Source organism: Acinetobacter sp. YH12135, from assembly GCF_013418565.1.
GTDB lineage: Bacteria > Pseudomonadota > Gammaproteobacteria > Pseudomonadales > Moraxellaceae > Acinetobacter > Acinetobacter towneri.
Map to the genome: position 1 here is coordinate 322806 of NZ_VPBU01000001.1, position 15581 is coordinate 338386.

The 15581-nt window shown below is 40.1% G+C and carries 19 protein-coding genes; 7 read left to right on the forward strand and 12 right to left on the reverse strand.

What is annotated here, in order from left to right:
• Nucleotides 1-75 precede the first annotated feature (75 nt).
• From FTU70_RS01525 to FTU70_RS01535, 3 genes are read right to left on the reverse strand one after another with little or no spacing between them, the layout of a single operon-like run.
• Nucleotides 76-342 (reverse strand): MmoB/DmpM family protein, encoded by a 267-nt coding sequence (locus FTU70_RS01525; protein ID WP_004971969.1) that lies wholly within the window; start codon nt 340-342, stop codon nt 76-78.
• Between the two features lie 11 nt (nt 343-353).
• A complete protein-coding gene (locus FTU70_RS01530) occupies nt 354-1358 on the reverse strand; it encodes an aromatic/alkene monooxygenase hydroxylase subunit beta (RefSeq protein WP_004971970.1) in 1005 nt (334 codons plus the stop codon).
• A gap of 19 nt (nt 1359-1377) precedes the next feature.
• Entirely contained in the window at nt 1378-1671 is a 294-nt protein-coding gene (locus FTU70_RS01535; RefSeq protein ID WP_004971972.1) for a phenol hydroxylase subunit, read from the reverse strand.
• 417 nt (nt 1672-2088) lie between these two features.
• Between FTU70_RS01535 and mobR the strand changes: the two genes are divergently transcribed.
• Nucleotides 2089-3762, forward strand: a complete 1674-nt coding sequence (gene mobR, locus FTU70_RS01540) for a phenol degradation transcriptional regulator MobR (RefSeq protein ID WP_004971974.1) — start codon at nt 2089-2091, stop codon at nt 3760-3762.
• A 60-nt stretch (nt 3763-3822) separates the two neighbouring features.
• On the opposite strand, the gene FTU70_RS01545 is transcribed toward mobR, so the two are convergent.
• The 5 genes from FTU70_RS01545 to FTU70_RS01565 all read right to left on the reverse strand — a co-directional run bounded on the left by FTU70_RS01545 (nt 3823) and on the right by FTU70_RS01565 (nt 6673).
• Nucleotides 3823-4242 (reverse strand): DsrE family protein, encoded by a 420-nt coding sequence (locus FTU70_RS01545; RefSeq protein ID WP_004971976.1) that lies wholly within the window; start codon nt 4240-4242, stop codon nt 3823-3825.
• Nucleotides 4243-4500: 258 nt separating this feature from the next.
• Nucleotides 4501-4998, reverse strand: coding sequence for a DUF2505 family protein (locus tag FTU70_RS01550; protein ID WP_180059882.1), 498 nt, complete (start codon nt 4996-4998; stop codon nt 4501-4503).
• Nucleotides 4999-5163: 165 nt separating this feature from the next.
• Nucleotides 5164-5448: a hypothetical protein gene (locus FTU70_RS01555; RefSeq protein ID WP_096900962.1), complete on the reverse strand. Its 285-nt coding sequence runs from the start codon at nt 5446-5448 to the stop codon at nt 5164-5166.
• A gap of 12 nt (nt 5449-5460) precedes the next feature.
• Nucleotides 5461-6039: a nicotinamide riboside transporter PnuC gene (pnuC, locus tag FTU70_RS01560; RefSeq protein ID WP_004971981.1), complete on the reverse strand. Its 579-nt coding sequence runs from the start codon at nt 6037-6039 to the stop codon at nt 5461-5463.
• Nucleotides 6040-6196: 157 nt separating this feature from the next.
• Nucleotides 6197-6673 (reverse strand): hypothetical protein, encoded by a 477-nt coding sequence (locus tag FTU70_RS01565; RefSeq protein WP_167845869.1) that lies wholly within the window; start codon nt 6671-6673, stop codon nt 6197-6199.
• Nucleotides 6674-6954: 281 nt separating this feature from the next.
• Between FTU70_RS01565 and FTU70_RS01570 the strand changes: the two genes are divergently transcribed.
• A complete protein-coding gene (locus FTU70_RS01570) occupies nt 6955-7422 on the forward strand; it encodes a GNAT family N-acetyltransferase (RefSeq protein WP_180059884.1) in 468 nt (155 codons plus the stop codon).
• A gap of 101 nt (nt 7423-7523) precedes the next feature.
• Here the strand turns inward: FTU70_RS01570 and cysN are convergent, their stop codons facing one another.
• Nucleotides 7524-9140, reverse strand: coding sequence for a sulfate adenylyltransferase subunit CysN (gene cysN, locus FTU70_RS01575; protein ID WP_096900965.1), 1617 nt, complete (start codon nt 9138-9140; stop codon nt 7524-7526).
• A 144-nt stretch (nt 9141-9284) separates the two neighbouring features.
• Nucleotides 9285-10193, reverse strand: a complete 909-nt coding sequence (gene cysD / locus FTU70_RS01580) for a sulfate adenylyltransferase subunit CysD (protein ID WP_180059899.1) — start codon at nt 10191-10193, stop codon at nt 9285-9287.
• Between the two features lie 354 nt (nt 10194-10547).
• Here cysD and FTU70_RS01585 point away from each other — a divergent pair, with 354 nt between their 5' ends.
• The 3 genes from FTU70_RS01585 (at nt 10548) to FTU70_RS01595 (ending at nt 11791) form a co-directional block, all read left to right on the forward strand.
• The gene (locus FTU70_RS01585; RefSeq protein WP_096900966.1) at nt 10548-11078 is read left to right on the forward strand and encodes a hypothetical protein; all 531 of its coding nucleotides are present in this window, start codon (nt 10548-10550) and stop codon (nt 11076-11078) included.
• A gap of 126 nt (nt 11079-11204) precedes the next feature.
• The gene (locus FTU70_RS01590) at nt 11205-11513 is read left to right on the forward strand and encodes a type II toxin-antitoxin system RelE/ParE family toxin (RefSeq protein WP_096900967.1); all 309 of its coding nucleotides are present in this window, start codon (nt 11205-11207) and stop codon (nt 11511-11513) included.
• Nucleotides 11510-11791 carry a HigA family addiction module antitoxin gene (locus FTU70_RS01595; RefSeq protein ID WP_004971994.1) on the forward strand — a complete coding sequence of 94 codons (282 nt, stop codon included), beginning with the start codon at nt 11510-11512 and terminating at the stop codon, nt 11789-11791. The genes FTU70_RS01590 and FTU70_RS01595 overlap by 4 nt, the downstream gene beginning before the upstream one ends.
• Nucleotides 11792-11864: 73 nt before the next feature.
• Here FTU70_RS01595 and lysS read toward each other — a convergent pair whose 3' ends face one another.
• A complete protein-coding gene (gene lysS, locus FTU70_RS01600; protein WP_096900968.1) occupies nt 11865-13391 on the reverse strand; it encodes a lysine--tRNA ligase in 1527 nt (508 codons plus the stop codon).
• Between the two features lie 316 nt (nt 13392-13707).
• On the opposite strand from lysS, the gene FTU70_RS01605 reads away from it, so the two are divergent.
• The gene (locus FTU70_RS01605) at nt 13708-14214 is read left to right on the forward strand and encodes a YqiA/YcfP family alpha/beta fold hydrolase (protein ID WP_026438299.1); all 507 of its coding nucleotides are present in this window, start codon (nt 13708-13710) and stop codon (nt 14212-14214) included.
• Nucleotides 14215-14324: 110 nt separating this feature from the next.
• Here the strand turns inward: FTU70_RS01605 and FTU70_RS01610 are convergent, their stop codons facing one another.
• Nucleotides 14325-14867, reverse strand: a complete 543-nt coding sequence (locus tag FTU70_RS01610) for an adenine phosphoribosyltransferase (RefSeq protein WP_004972003.1) — start codon at nt 14865-14867, stop codon at nt 14325-14327.
• Between the two features lie 484 nt (nt 14868-15351).
• Here FTU70_RS01610 and rubA point away from each other — a divergent pair, with 484 nt between their 5' ends.
• Nucleotides 15352-15516: a rubredoxin RubA gene (rubA, locus tag FTU70_RS01615; protein ID WP_004972007.1), complete on the forward strand. Its 165-nt coding sequence runs from the start codon at nt 15352-15354 to the stop codon at nt 15514-15516.
• Nucleotides 15517-15581: the final 65 nt, after the last annotated feature.

Genomic DNA, 15581 nt, shown 5'->3' on the forward strand with positions numbered 1-15581 from the left:
TTTTTAGCGGCAATCTATGCAGCAATATGTTCTGGCGGCACTGTACTCAAATTGGCTCAGTGCACATCCTTATTCCTAGTTCCAGTGCAAACGGAAACTGTCATCATCTTCTTCGACGTTGCCGCCCAACGTAATCATGTTGAGTTGTAAAGACTGAATATCCCAATCTTGTCCAAGTTTTTCAGATACCGTTTCTGCTTTAACAATCAGACCTGTTTCGCTTTCTACCCGAATCATGGCTGGCAGATATTGAATCGTGGCATCTGGGTTGTCTTCTTCAATCGCTTCAATGATGTAGCGCGACGTGTCATTGTCCTGTAATGCGAGATAAACCTTAGACATGCTGCTTCTCCTTAAGCCTGCAAAATTTGTTCGAGTTCGATGCCAATTTTTTTACTGCGTTCCAGCAGTTTTTGTTCTGCAATGTCGACTGCATCTGCAGACAACGCCTCAGCTGCCCACGCTGCAAATGCCGCTTTCACTTCAGGTAAATATTCGGCTAACCACTGGCTCAACAATTGTTTGTTATGTGCAGATTCTGCAGCTGCGGTTTTAAATACGCTGTCTGACCATTTGCGTAAATCTGCCATGGCTTCCTGCATAAATTCCATCAGCATCGCCAAGTCACGTGCTTGATGCTGTGCCAGCCATTGATCAAATTGGGTGTAAACCAATTCGCTCATAAAGCTGTCAATCACCAAGTTTTGTAATAAAAACAGTTTGAAATAGTCCTGCTCGATCAAACTGGTTTCACACAGCTTGCGCAGTCCTTGCCATGCTTCATCCTGCATCCATGCTTGTTTGGCTGGAATTAAAGATTCGCCCGTGTTGCCATCGAGTGCCAAACCAACCCGTGAGATGTACTGCGCCATCCCTAAACGATCCATCGCAGCATAAATACAGGCTTGGGTCAGCACCGTGCCATAACCATAAGCACTGCCCGACATCATGTGTAAATTGGCAGTCTGTTCGATATGACGAAACGGCAAAAACAAGGCAATCACTTTGGCTTTGACATCTTCAGAAATATGCTCTGCCAACTGACGCTTTTCAAAAAAGCTAAAGTTACTTTCGGCAATGTCCTGCAAACGCGCACGATGCTGCACATAAGTTCCGTAATAAAACTGACGCGGGTCTTTAAATGCGTACCAATCCTGCATTTCAATTGCAGTATGGGTTTTATCATTTAAGGTTTTTTCAGGTTTCCACAGCGGACGATAGTGAAAGTTGGTTTCCGCCTGAATATCAAAACTGACTTCCTGATAACGGGTGGCTGGCTTGTTGCCAAAACGGCGCTCAATATAGGCATAGTTTTGACGAATTGGCTCAATACCCGCTGTTTTAATTTCTAAAGTCATCGCTTATCTCCTTAAGCATTCAGTGTTGATCTTCATGATCAATGTTGTATCGCTGTGCACCGACTAAAGTGTCGTGTTCAATGCCGTAACGCCATTTGTCTTCTTCAGCATCATTCACGGCTTGCTGTTGTTCGCTCATTTCCACCACTTGATTGGTTGCGCAGAACTCGCGGAATGCTTGCTGCGGTAACACCAACTCCACATATAAAGTGGGATCGTGAATGGCAAAGTCGAACTCGACAAATGCGGCATTAATATCGCCCGTTACCCGAATATATTTGGTTAAGGGCAATGCTCCTGTTGCATCCTTCATATTGTTCTCCTACAAGATCTGATTCATTCAGAACTTGCTTCAGTTGCTTCATGCATCTGTTGCTTACTTTTACTATTACAACAAGCGTGCCAACTTTATAAAAACATTGAAAAACAGCAACTTAAAAAATCTGAGTGTTTTTATAAGAATTTGGATTTCATGATTTGATGAATTTTGATGTTTAAAAAATTTAAGATTTCATGATTTGATGAAATACAGCCCGTACAGATACAAAAATTTACCCTTGGGCTTTATGCAATTCGCTTATGATAAAGACGGAATAAAAACAACAAAAACATATAGATACAACTAAATACCTTTAAGGTTTGGCATGATGCTGTTTAGGTATTATTGAATTTTCACGAATTTGCATAAGATGGCTAAACAGCCTCGAATTTAATGGATTAAACACGGCGCATGGTACGAGTAAAATACGACAGCAGCGGCAAATATGCAGGTCATCCTCAGGAAATTCACGACCTGCTTTCCAAACTACATTTTGACACTGAGCGTGGACAAATCTGGTTTGATGAATATCGCATGTTGCTGATGCATACCAGCATCATGGGCTATTTGCGTAAAGACCTTGCCAATATGATTGGAATGGAACGCACCAAACGCTTTTTTATTCGTTTGGGCTATCAGGCAGGTCTGAAAGATGCAGAAGTCACTACTAAAATGCGCCCAGGTTTAAATGAAGAACAAGCTTTTATGGCAGGGCCTCAAATGCACGGTATTCGTGGCATGGTGCAAGTTTCTGCCAATCAATTGATTTTAAATCAAAAGAAAAAACAGTTTTATGCAGACTTAAACTGGCATAACTCTTTTGAAGCCGATGTGCATGTTGAGCAATTTGGACTGAGTCACGAACCTTCCTGCTGGATGCTGCTGGGCTATGCTTGCGGTTACAGCAGTTTTGCCACAGGCATGACCATTATTTATCAGGAAGTGGAATGTAAAGCCTGCGGGCGTGAGCATTGCCGTATTATTGGTAAACAACTCAGTGAATGGGAAAATGCCGATGAGCTGATTCAGTTCATGTCGCCTGAACCGATGGAACAGGAACTCATTGCACTGCAAGCCGAATTGTATGAACTGAAAAAGTCGATTTATGCCACCAGTAAAAATGACTACAGCATGTTCAGCTCAGTCGGACAATCGGCGGCTTATCAGCGGGTGTGTGACTTACTCAAAAAAGCCGCAGGTGCCAAAGTGTCGATTTTGCTGCAAGGTGAAACAGGGGTCGGAAAAGAAGCCTTTGCCCGTGGTGTGCATGAACTGAGTCAGCGTAAAGAACATGCTTTTGTTGCGGTCAACTGCGCGGCAATTCCACCTGAACTGATTGAATCTGAACTGTTTGGTGTTGAAAAAGGTGCATTTACAGGTGCACATCAATCACGCTTAGGTAAATTTGAACGCGCCCATGGCGGTACTATTTTTTTAGATGAAGTGATTGAACTTTCGCCACGCGCTCAAGCGGCTTTGCTGCGTGTGCTACAAGAAGGTGAAGTGGAACGCGTTGGAGATTCGCAAACCCGTCATATTGATGTTCGCGTGATTGCTGCAACCAATGAAGATTTAGAACAAGCGGTTAAAGCAGGTCGTTTCCGTGCCGATTTATATTACCGTTTAAACATTTTTCCTGTGCAGATTCCACCGCTGCGTGAACGCCGTGAAGATTTACCATTATTGGTTGCACATTTCTTAAAACGCTTTGAAAAAATGTATGACAAACAAATTCAAGGCGTCAGTGAAAAAGCCACTAACTTTATGCAAAGCTATGCGTGGCCTGGCAATATTCGTGAACTGGAAAACCTGCTCGAACGTGCGGTACTACTGACGGAAGATCAACAACTGATTAAACTGAATGCCCTGTTTCCGCAAATGCACAGCGACCATACTGTAGATGAGCAAGACAGCGTAGATTTAGACACGCTTTTAACCGAAGGTTTTGATTTAGAACAGCATGAGCAACAACTGATTATCACCGCGATGCAAAAAGCCAAACACAATGTATCTGAAGCGGCACGCTTATTGGGAATTTCCCGCGCTGCACTGGATTATCGTTTAAAAAAATACGCCATGCGCTAGAAATTCCGCAATAAAAAAGCCCTGTTTTTCAACAAGGCTTTTGCATTTCAAGCAGCCGAATTACCAGCTCAGTGTCTGAGTGCCTGGACGGAAAATTGCTTCACCCATAGCATCTGGATTGGCATATTTCAGACCTTTCATTAAGTCACCTTCAACAACACCGTACTGCTCCATACACATTTTGCAGATATACACATCACCACCTTTGGCGATAATACTTTTCAGCATGTTCTGATGCTCTGCATATTTATGTTCAAAGCGGTTAGATGCCAACATTACGCCTTGATCGACCAAATAAATCGTCAGTGGATGACCTTTGCCAAATTGGTTATTGCTCATGCCAATTGCCATTTTGGTGCGGTGCGCATCACTGCTGGTAAGCAAGACAAAAAGTGGATCTTTTTTGCTCTCTGCCATTGCTGGAGATAGACTGGCAAAGGTCAGCAAAACCGATAAACATAACAACTGAATCAATTTCATGGCAGAACTCACACTCAATTTAAATCTGGTCAAAATATTAGCATAATAAATATACTATATTTAAATAATAAATTAAGACGATAGTCTGTATGCAATAAAGCCAAGCACTAAACTTTTTCAAAAATCAAAAATTGATCACTGTAAAATGACCCCAGCATCAACAATCACAATTCAATACGTCCAAAAAACAAAGCGCCACCGAAAACGGCAGCGCCAAGCATGTATTTAAGAGCAATCTTTTCTAGTAGAAATGAAGGGTTAAGCCGCTAAATTTTTCTTGAGTTCATCTTCTACAATACCAATTTCCAACTCACTGAAACGACGGATTTCCCCTTCTGCATGTTTTTCCAACATGCCGCCAATCAATGGCACTTTAACCTTAATTGTCCAGTTTAATTGAATATCAATTTTTTCATGGTTGCCTGTCACACTACGCTCGCCTTTAGCTTCTAAAGGCAAGTTTGCACCAAGCTCCACGGTAGAAGTAAGCGCCGTTAAATGGGTCACATCATTGCGTTTTAAACGAAATGCATCTTTTAATAATTTTTTAGCCATATCTTGAATATTCACATCTAAATTATAAGCACGGCGTAAAGTGTAAATATCACCGTTCTTTTTAGATTCTAAAATTTCCAAATTTTCACCAGGAATACGCTTGCAGACTGCTTCATGCAAAGCAACATCTGCCACTAAACGCTTAAATTCGTCAATTGAAACGCCATGAATGGTGGCGTTTACAGTAAATTGATGAGCCATTTGAGTTCCTTTTATTTTGTTTATTGATGGAGTAGGTCTAGCATCATCGTGCAATATAATTTGGCTGATGCTCAACGGGTATAAGTTGTTTTATATCCTACATACAACTTTATTTTCAGGCTATTAAAGTGTTTTTTCCGCCTGCTGTCATTGACTCTATTTTGTCTATTCTGTGTGAATGATGCCAAATTCAGCGGCATAGGTTTCATGGCTATAAATAGTTAAATAATGCCCATAAAATTCAATTTTGGCATAAAAATGTTCTGCGCCATCATCTAGTCCTGTGGAACACCATGTCGTCCCTTTGGGGAAATCATCTAACCACTGGGCTTGGTAAAAATCTGCAATCGAATCAAACTGTAAATAACGCTCAGGATACGCTAAAATATCCAATGCCAATAAATCAAATTGTTTAAGCTGCGCCTGTTTAAAATCAATTAAATTGCTCATCGCTACACGCCATCACACCGCAGAATGTGCCGCATGTTGTTGTCGGATTTTATGCCATTCACGCCAGCCCAAATAAGCAAGAACCACAAAACCTGCATATAACACAGCCGTTAACAGCAACTCTTTGTAAATAAACATGCCGATATACACCAGATCGACCACAATCCATAACACCCATGTAGCCAAGTATTTACGACTGGTCCAATAGGTTGCCAATAGACTCATAGCTGCCAGTTGTGCATCCAATAAAGGCAGTGAAGCCTGCGTCCACCACTTTAAACTTAGCCCAAACAGTAAACCCAGTATGCTACTCAGTGCAATTTGCAGCCACATTTTAGAGAGTGGCAAGCTTTGAATGATGATATGTTGTTTTTGCTGCTGTGCAGTTTTCCACTGGAAAAAACCATAAACAGCCATGCCCATAAATAGGGTTTGTAATACCGTTTCGCCATACAATTGATATTCAAAGAATAAATAGGCATACAGCAAACAGGCAATAAAATTCACCACCCAGCAAGCTATATGTCGCTTAATGGTTAAGGTCACGCCTAAAACACTAATCAACACAGCAATGATTTCTAAAACTGACATTGATGCTGCCTATGTAAAAGAAAAAGGCATGATACCTCTTTTCGGGAAAATAGCGCAAAACTCAACATTTAACCAAACACTTAACTGACAAGAAGATGCTGCAATTAATTTTCAAGAAACCTCTGTAAAATCATAAACAGAAAATCAGGCATGAAAATCAATCTGTTTGAAACTGCTCTGAATTATTGTATTTATGCTCTTGCCCAAAGCGGTCTACATGGGTAATAAAAACTCCGTATTTGCCGACAAAATATTCAAGGGATTGCTCGTAAAAACTCCAGTAAATTGACCACTCCCCCAAGTCTAACTGACGAATTTGCGTATGTGCTTTGGCAGGCATTTTATTCAGCACTTCTTGTTGAATAGTTTCGGCATCTTCAGGGTCACGACTAGATACTTTTAAGCTTAAAAATATTTCTGCGATATCATCAAATAATTGCTGTTCGTATTCGGCAACTTCTTCCACCACCTCTTCTACAGGGCGCGGTGCTTTGTGGGTAATCGGGTCTTGGACAATATTGGCAATATCTTGACAGCTTTGCTGAAAAGTACGATTAATTTTTATTTTGAACCAGACTTTCCAGACTGCATATACGGCAATCAACAACAAAATCCATAACAATAGTTTTGCCATCTTGGTCTTCGCTCTTATTTCAGGCGTTTCAATAAAGTATAACCATTTCAGGGCTTAGCGTCTATTCGCTGCTGCACGCTTCAACGCTTATGCTTTAACAGATGATTCCATCCATGCATCGCTAAAAAGTGCAATGCTCAATTACACAATGATACCGATTGCCTTAAAAATAGGACTTGTGCTGCAGTATAACGCAGTAAAACACAACAATTTTCTGCTATTTCTTTAAACACTTTTCGCTTCCAATAGAGCCTTGTTTTTATCTATCACCCTAAGCCTAGATGATTAGAGCTGCACACATTCAAGATGTCGCCAATTTGGTTGCGGTATTACACGCCAGTATTCGCTCTTGTATTCAAGATCATCAACGCAATGAAGCCAAAATTCAGGCATGGCTAGAAAATAAAAGCTATGAAAATATTTTAATGCTGCTGCATTACAACAATTGTTGGGTCTATGTCTTACAGCATGTGGTGGTTGGCTTTATTATGATGAGTGATCGCGGGCAAATTTTACAACATGCCATTGCCCCCGAAGTACAACAACGCGGTATTGGTCAAGCCTTGTTATTTGAAGCAATAAGCGATTTAAAGCGCAAAAATGTATCGCACATGAGTGTATTTAGCACACAGACTGCTTTAAGTTTTTATGAAAAAAATGGCTTTGAAATACAACCTCAAAAAATTAACTATGGACACTTCACGCCCATGCTCAAACATCTCAATAGCGAACCCTTAGATCGCACTTAAAAAACAAACTTTCCAATATAGTGAACGCACATAAAAAAACCGCTTTCAGGTGAAAGCGGTTTTTTGGGGATGTGGATTCGATTTTATAAACGAATCTAATTTTATAAGCGAACTAGGGCAATAATTTTTTCTGCCAGTTCTTCTGTAGCTGTCGCAGTCAACTCTGCATCTGCACCACTGTTTACATCACTAATGACCACAATGCCCGTTTCGCGGAGTAATGCAACCTGCGCAGCATCTAAACCTGCTTTGGCAATGGCAACAATACCCTGCTGAATCAGCAAGCTTTCAAGTGCTTGTGCCTGTTCAAGTGCTTGGCTTGGTACACATACCGCTGCAGGTTTTTGACCCAAACGTGCAGCACGGTCTTCGGCTGTTACAGGTGTACTGTGTGCAGTCCATTCTACGCAAGCTTCAACCATACCTGCGCCAATGGTCACGTTATTTAAACGATCAATGAAAATAAACGAACCCGTATAACGACTGTCTTGATAACGGTCAAATACCACAGGCGCATCAAATTCGATGGTGACATTGGCAATTGCATTCAGTTCAAGCTGTTCAACCTGCACCTGTTCCAAAGTATTCACATTGGTACGGTAATGAATGGCTGTGACTTTTGCAGGCACAGTTTGTGTACCCACTTTTAAGTTATACAGCTTGCCAATAGATAGTGGCTGATCAGCCATCCACACCACAGTGGCATTTACAGCACGTGAAATTTCAGGACGCACTTGATCTTCACGCACCAACACATTACCACGTGAAATATCAATTTCATCGTTCAGTGTTAGGGTAACTGCTTGACCTGCAATTGCATGTTCAAGATTGCCATCAAAAGTCACAATCTCTTTTACTGTCGAGCTTTTGCCCGATGGCAATGCCACAATGCGGTCACCCACATGAATATCGCCCAAAGCAATCGTGCCGCAGAAACCACGGAAGTCAAGGTTTGGACGGTTGACATACTGCACAGGGAAACGGAAATCATTTTGAGCCGAGTTACGGTTAATTTCTACCGACTCCAATGTTCCCATTAAAGTATCGCCTGTGTACCAAGGGGTATGCTCAGACTTGTTCACCACGTTATCGCCATTTAAGGCAGAAATTGGCGTGAAAATAATATTCGATGGTTTACGATCACCCAGTTGATTCACAAAGTTCGCATATTCCGTCTGAATTTCGTTAAATCGTGCTTCTGAATAATCCACCAAATCCATTTTATTGATAGCAACCACAATATTGTTAATGCCCAATAAACTAGAAATAAAAGTATGACGACGGGTCTGAGTTTGTACGCCATAACGCGCATCAATCAAAATAATCGCCAAGTCACAAGTCGATGCACCTGTTGCCATGTTACGTGTATATTGCTCATGCCCAGGTGTATCGGCAATGATGAACTTACGCTTTTCAGTAGAAAAATAACGATAAGCCACATCAATGGTAATGCCCTGCTCACGCTCGGCTTGCAAACCATCGACCAATAAAGCTAAATCAGGTGCATCGCCCGTAGTGCCGACTTTTTTCGAGTCACGAGTCACGGCTTGTAATTGATCTTCATAAATCAATTTTGAGTCATACAACAAACGACCAATTAATGTCGATTTACCATCGTCTACGTTACCGCAAGTTAAAAAGCGCAGTAGATCTTTGTTTTCGTGCTGTTTTAAATACGCCAAAATATCTTGGCTAATTAAATTCGATTGATGAGACATTGCTCAAAGCTCCACATATTTTTTAGAAATCGGTTTTTTAATCTTTAATCCCTCTAAATCTCCCTTTTATAAAGGGAGGCTTTGCTCCGCTTTTTATAAGTCCCTCTTTATAAAGAGGGGTTTGGGGAGATTTTTCAGGAGAGATTAGAAGTAACCTTCTTGCTTTTTCTTCTCCATCGAGCCAGCTTCATCGTGGTCAATCATACGACCCTGACGCTCTGAACTGGTTGCCAATAGCATTTCCTGAATAATTTCAGGCAAGGTATTCGCTTCTGATTTGACTGCACCCGTAAGTGGATAACAACCTAAAGTACGGAAGCGTACCGATTTCATTTGTGGAACTTCACCTTCTAGCAACGGCATGCGTTCGTCATCGACCATAATTAAAGTGCCGCTACGCTCAACGACAGGACGTTCTGCAGCCAAATACAACGGTACTAATGGAATACTTTCGAGGTAAATGTATTGCCAAATATCCAATTCAGTCCAGTTAGACAATGGGAACACACGAATACTTTCGCCTTTATTGACCTTGCCATTATACAAATTCCACAATTCAGGACGCTGATTTTTCGGGTCCCAACGATGTTTTGCATCACGGAAAGAATAAACACGTTCTTTGGCACGTGATTTTTCCTCATCACGACGCGCGCCACCAAATGCCGCATCAAAACCGTATTTATCTAAAGCTTGTTTTAAGCCTTGGGTTTTCATGATGTCGGTATATTTAGAACTGCCATGATCGAATGGGTTAATGTTGGCATCTACCCCTTCTTTATTTTGATGAACAATCAAGTCAAAACCGTGCTGTTTTGCCATGTTGTCACGGAAAGTGATCATGTCTTTGAATTTCCAGCCTGTATCCACATGTAACAGTGGAAATGGCAGTTTCGCTGGATAGAATGCTTTTAAAGCCAAATGCAACATTACCGCTGAATCTTTACCAATCGAATACAACATGACTGGATTTTCAAACTCGGCTGCAACTTCACGGATAATATGAATACTCTCAGCTTCAAGCTGTTTAAGATGAGTAAGTCTTTCCTGATTTATTGACATTGATCACACCAGATGTACTTAAACTTGTGTACGAATAACACAGATAGAATTTGATTTTCATTATAGTGACTTAGTTATGCAGACTATTGCTTGTTTTATTATATTTATATGCAAAAAGCTCATATAAAAGAAAACCAATAAGCAGTATAAGTTTTATTTAATCAATAGTTTATTCCATCATATATTGAAATTTAACGTCATTCTCGCTACGTTTGATACATACAAATCGCGCTTACAAGCTGCTCATTTTTGAATAACTTCATAGATTATTCATCTAATTCAGTGCTTCAAGCATGAACAAAAAATGCTTAAAGTAAAAACATATTTTTTTATTTTTAAGATGCTCCCATGCCACAGATTGAACAGATCAAATCCAAACTTGAACAGGCGCAACTGGCTGGTTTTTTGTATCAGCACAGCCCTGAGCTACTCGTCCTACAAGAGCCTTTAAACGATGATGCTTCAATGCTGAATGTTTTTGTGCAACATGAACTCAGTGCAGATCAGATTGGGCTGCAATTTGGTTTGCGTTGCCGTGATCAACAACTCTCCTTTTTAATAGGCGTGACGCATAGCAATCAAGACCGCAGCTATGAAATTGGTGCGGGCAATTTAAAGGCCGAACAAAAAGCCTTTAACTTAATGTATGCATTTTATAATTATCCTAAAGGTTTTTATTTGGTAGATGTGCCTTTAAATGCAACCACGGCAGAACTGCATCAAGCGATTGAAACGCAATTATTTTCGCAAGAAAAACTGGATTTCTTAAACACTGCTATTAAAACCAACCCCATGGGTACACAAGTAACTTGGATGAAAGCGCATATTTTGCAGCAAGCTTTAGAGATGAAAGTACGGATTCAAACGGCGTTGTTATAAGCATCATCACTTTAAGTTTCTGCGGATTACGCAAGATGCACTTAAACCCCGCCAAAACTGGTTGATTGATTAAACTCGAAATTATCGTATACTGTACATATACACAATACACTTGGATACTAAGGCTTGATTAAGAGTTTTAAACATAAAGGTCTTCAGGCTTTTTTCCAAACTGGTTCAACAGCAGGTATTCAAGCAGCGCATTCTACAAAATTACGTTTAATACTTGCAGCACTACATGCTGCATCTACGGTGAATGATTTGCGAACTCCACCCAATTGGCGTTTACATAAATTGAGTGGAAATCTACAAGATCAATGGTCACTAACAGTAAATGGTAATTGGCGTGTAATTTTTAAATTTGAAGATGGTGATGTCTACATTGTAGATTATTTGGATTATCACATAGCTTCTAGCGCAGGAGTACAAAGATGAATATGATGTTTAATGCACCTCATCCGGGCGAAATGTTGCGCGAATATATTGGTGAAACTTCTGTGACTGAAGTGGCTCAAGCACTTGGAGTGACACGTGCAAACCTATCTCGCATTTTGAATGGTCATACTGGAATTTCTGCAGATATGGCGATTCGTTTGAGTGAAGCCTTAGAAACCTCACCAGAGTTTTGGTTGAATTTACAAATGCAGCATGATTTATGGCTTGCCAGTCAACGCCAGCGACCTATGATCAAAAAATTGGTGGCAAGTGTTTAACTTTAAGTTACAACAAAAAAACAACCTGCATTTCTGCAGGTTGTTTTTTATGTCGTCAACGATGCGCTAAAACTTAGTTTTTATGACGCATGTGTGGGAATAAAATCACATCACGGATACTCGCAGCGTTGGCAAACAACATTACCAAACGGTCAATCCCGATGCCCTCACCTGCAGTTGGTGGTAAGCCGTATTCCAAAGCTTCAACAAAGTCTGCATCGTAATGCATCGCTTCATCATCGCCTGCGTCTTTTTCTGCAACCTGTGCTTGGAAACGCTCAGCTTGGTCAATCGGGTCATTTAATTCTGAGAAACCATTCGCCAATTCACGACCACCAATAAAGAACTCAAAACGGTCAGTAATGTGTGGGTTATCGTCATTACGACGTGCCAAAGGCGACGTTTCTGCAGGATATTCTGTAATGAAAGTCGGCTGACGTAATTGAGTTTCTACGGTTTCTTCAAACACGATGGTTTGTAGTTTGCCCAAACCAAAACCAGGCTTCACCTGTTCTTTCAATTCTTCCTGCACAAATTTAGCCAAGAAATCACGGTCATTAACATTTTCTGGCGTGAATTGTGGATTATGCTCAAGAATGGCATCAAACATAGAAATTTTCTTGAATGGGCCTTTGAAGCTATACACTTCATCGCCATACGGCACATCGGTAGTACCCAAAATATCCAAAGCCAGTTTTTCTAGCATTTGCTCAGTCAATGCCATCAAATCTTTATAGTCGGCATAAGCTTGGTAGAATTCGATCATGGTAAATTCAGGGTTATGACGTGTAGACACCCCTTCATTACGGAAGTTACGGTTAATTTCAAACACACGTTCAAAACCGCCAACCACTAAACGCTTTAAATATAATTCAGGCGCAATACGCAAGAATAACGGCATATCTAAAGCATTATGATGCGTTTCAAATGGACGTGCCGATGCACCGCCAGGAATCACATGCATCATTGGCGTTTCAACTTCCATAAAACGCTGTTCAGTTAAAAATGCACGAATACCCGAAACCACTTTGGCACGAATTTCAAAGGTTTTACGGGTGTCTTCATTTACGATTAAGTCTAAATAACGCTTACGATATTTCGCTTCGGTATCGCTTAAACCATGATATTTGTCTGGTAATGGACGTAAAGATTTGGTCAACAATTCAAAATGTTGAATATGGACATATAAATCGCCTTTGCCTGAACGACCAATATAGCCTTTCACTGCGATAATATCGCCCAAATCTAGGCTCTTGATCGTCTCTAATGTTTCAGCACTAAGTTCTTTACGCGCCACATACAACTGAATACGACCTGTCATGTCTTGAATTACGATGAATGAACCGCGGTTCAACATCACACGACCTGCTACAGACACATACACTTTTTCGCCTGCTTCAATTTCTTCTTTAGAAACTTCTGCGAATTGTGCCTGCAAATCTTCTGCGTAGTTTTCACGCTTAAACGTATTTGGCCAAGGGCTAGTTCCCTTCGCCTGCGCTTGTTCTTGAATTTGCTTTAACTTGGCATGACGCTGCGCAATTAAATCGTTTTCGGAAATAGTGGGTTCAGAAGTCGATTGAGCGTTATGTTGCGTCATCTCTGCCTCGAATAATTACTAAAAAAAGAAGTTCAATAGAATAGCAGATTTAGACACGATTTCGTATGCCTTCTCTGACTCGAGCAATTTATTTTTTAAATTGCCACTTGCTTTTGTGATTTTTTGTAGACTTAGACCAAAAGCTAACTTCTTTCTCAGGCTAAGCGCACTACAATATTGTTCAGAAAATAGATGAAAAAGACCGTATTTTGCTGTTTTTAAACCTGCTGATGTATCAGTCTAAATATTTTATTTTCTATCCACTTTATCTTTAGGCTCAGTTTGACTCAAGATGTTTAACTTTGTGAATCTGGCAATGAATACATGTGCTTTAAAAGTCTTGTTTTTACATGGATTAGATTCCTCGCGGGAGTCGACTAAATTCCATGCCATAGATGCAAAACAAAAATTTTGTATCAATGTCGATTATCGCAACTTAAATTATCAAACTGTTGCCGATTTTTATCACAATATCATTCAAAAAATTAAGCCTGAAATTTTGGTGGGACATAGTCTAGGCGGCTATTGGGCACTCAAAATGTCTTTGTCGCACCATATTCCGTGTGTGGTGGCAAATCCAAGTTTAGCTCCCACGTTTCGCAATGACTATCCTGCAATTTCAGATGATGACTTGCAGCACGATATTCCACAATTGGCTTATTTAGAATTGGGCGATGAAATTTTGGATATGCATGCCGCGCAAGCATTTTTAGAAAACTATATGCAGACCTCTACTTTTGAGTCTGGGCATCATCGCTTATTGCATCCAGAAAATATTAATTCTTGTATTCAGCAAATCGAACAAGCTTATCTTGCCAAATAAAGTCAAAGCTATCCATTAAAAATAATCAATTAAACATCACCCATTAAAAAAGCCTGATCACAACTATGGAGATCAGGCTTTTTTACAGCAGTTACAATAACTTAAAAGGATTAAGCCACTGCTTGTTCTGGTTTAGATTTATTGTCCAATACGGACCAAATATCTAAACCTAAATTTTTGTGTAAATCTGGTAAGTCTAGGAAAATGCTTGCACCTAAAACTTGATGATTACATTTTTCAGCCAATTGTTTCACTGCTTTTAAAGTGCCACCTGTCGCCAATACATCATCTACAATAATGACTTTTTGCGCTTGCACATCGGCAGCCATTTCTAAACGGTCTAAACCGTATTCTAAGCTATAACCCACACCCACAACTGGTGGTGGCAATTTACCTGCTTTACGCACAAGTACCAAACCTTTGCCTGTACGCTGTGCCAAAAGGCTCGCCAATACAAAACCACGTGCTTCTACTGCAATAAAGCTTTCAACTTCAGCTAATTTTTCTGCAGGAATGCTGGCAATTAAAGCATCTGTTAATGAATCCAAATTATTCATAAACAAAGGCGTTAAATCATAAAAATCTACGCCTGGTTTTGGAAAATGAGGAACTGTACGAATATGCGACCACAAAAAAGTAGACAAATTGCTCATGGAAGATCAGAAATGTGACTAAAGAATGGTTGAATTTTACCGTTTATTTTCACATAAGGCTAGTGATCGAATCGGCAAGACTGCCATCAATCACGCATCAAAACACTACAAGGTTTTGATTTTTATAAACTTTAATATACTTAAAAATATTAATATATATTTATTCCATAATAAAATAGCAAAAATATAAGACTTTTACTGTACGACCAAGGTCTTAAATGGCATTTAAACGCATAAAAACGTGATTTTTCCTGCAGCCATTCTCTCATTACAATGCCGTATCTATATCAAAAGAGGTCTTTTCTGCGCGGTTATGTCCCATGCAGCTATTCATTCTATAAAAGCACAGATTAAAATCGCTTATTTACTTTACTTTAGCCGTATAACTGCGTAAAAATTTAATCAAATAGATATATCATACAACTAGTCGTAGATAAGTTTTTTGCTGATCTGGAAATTTAAAGATCGGTTTATGGAGAATTGAATGAAAAAGTATCAATGCATCGTTTGTGGATGGATTTATGACGAAGCAGAAGGCTGGCCTCAAGATGGTATTGTGGCAGGTACATTATGGGAAGATATTCCTGATGACTGGACTTGCCCAGACTGCGGCGTTTCAAAAGCTGATTTTGAAATGATTGAAGTTTAAGACCACGAAAAGACCATGTCCGATGGTCTTTTTTTAACGCCAATTTCTATGCCCTCATTTGGAGT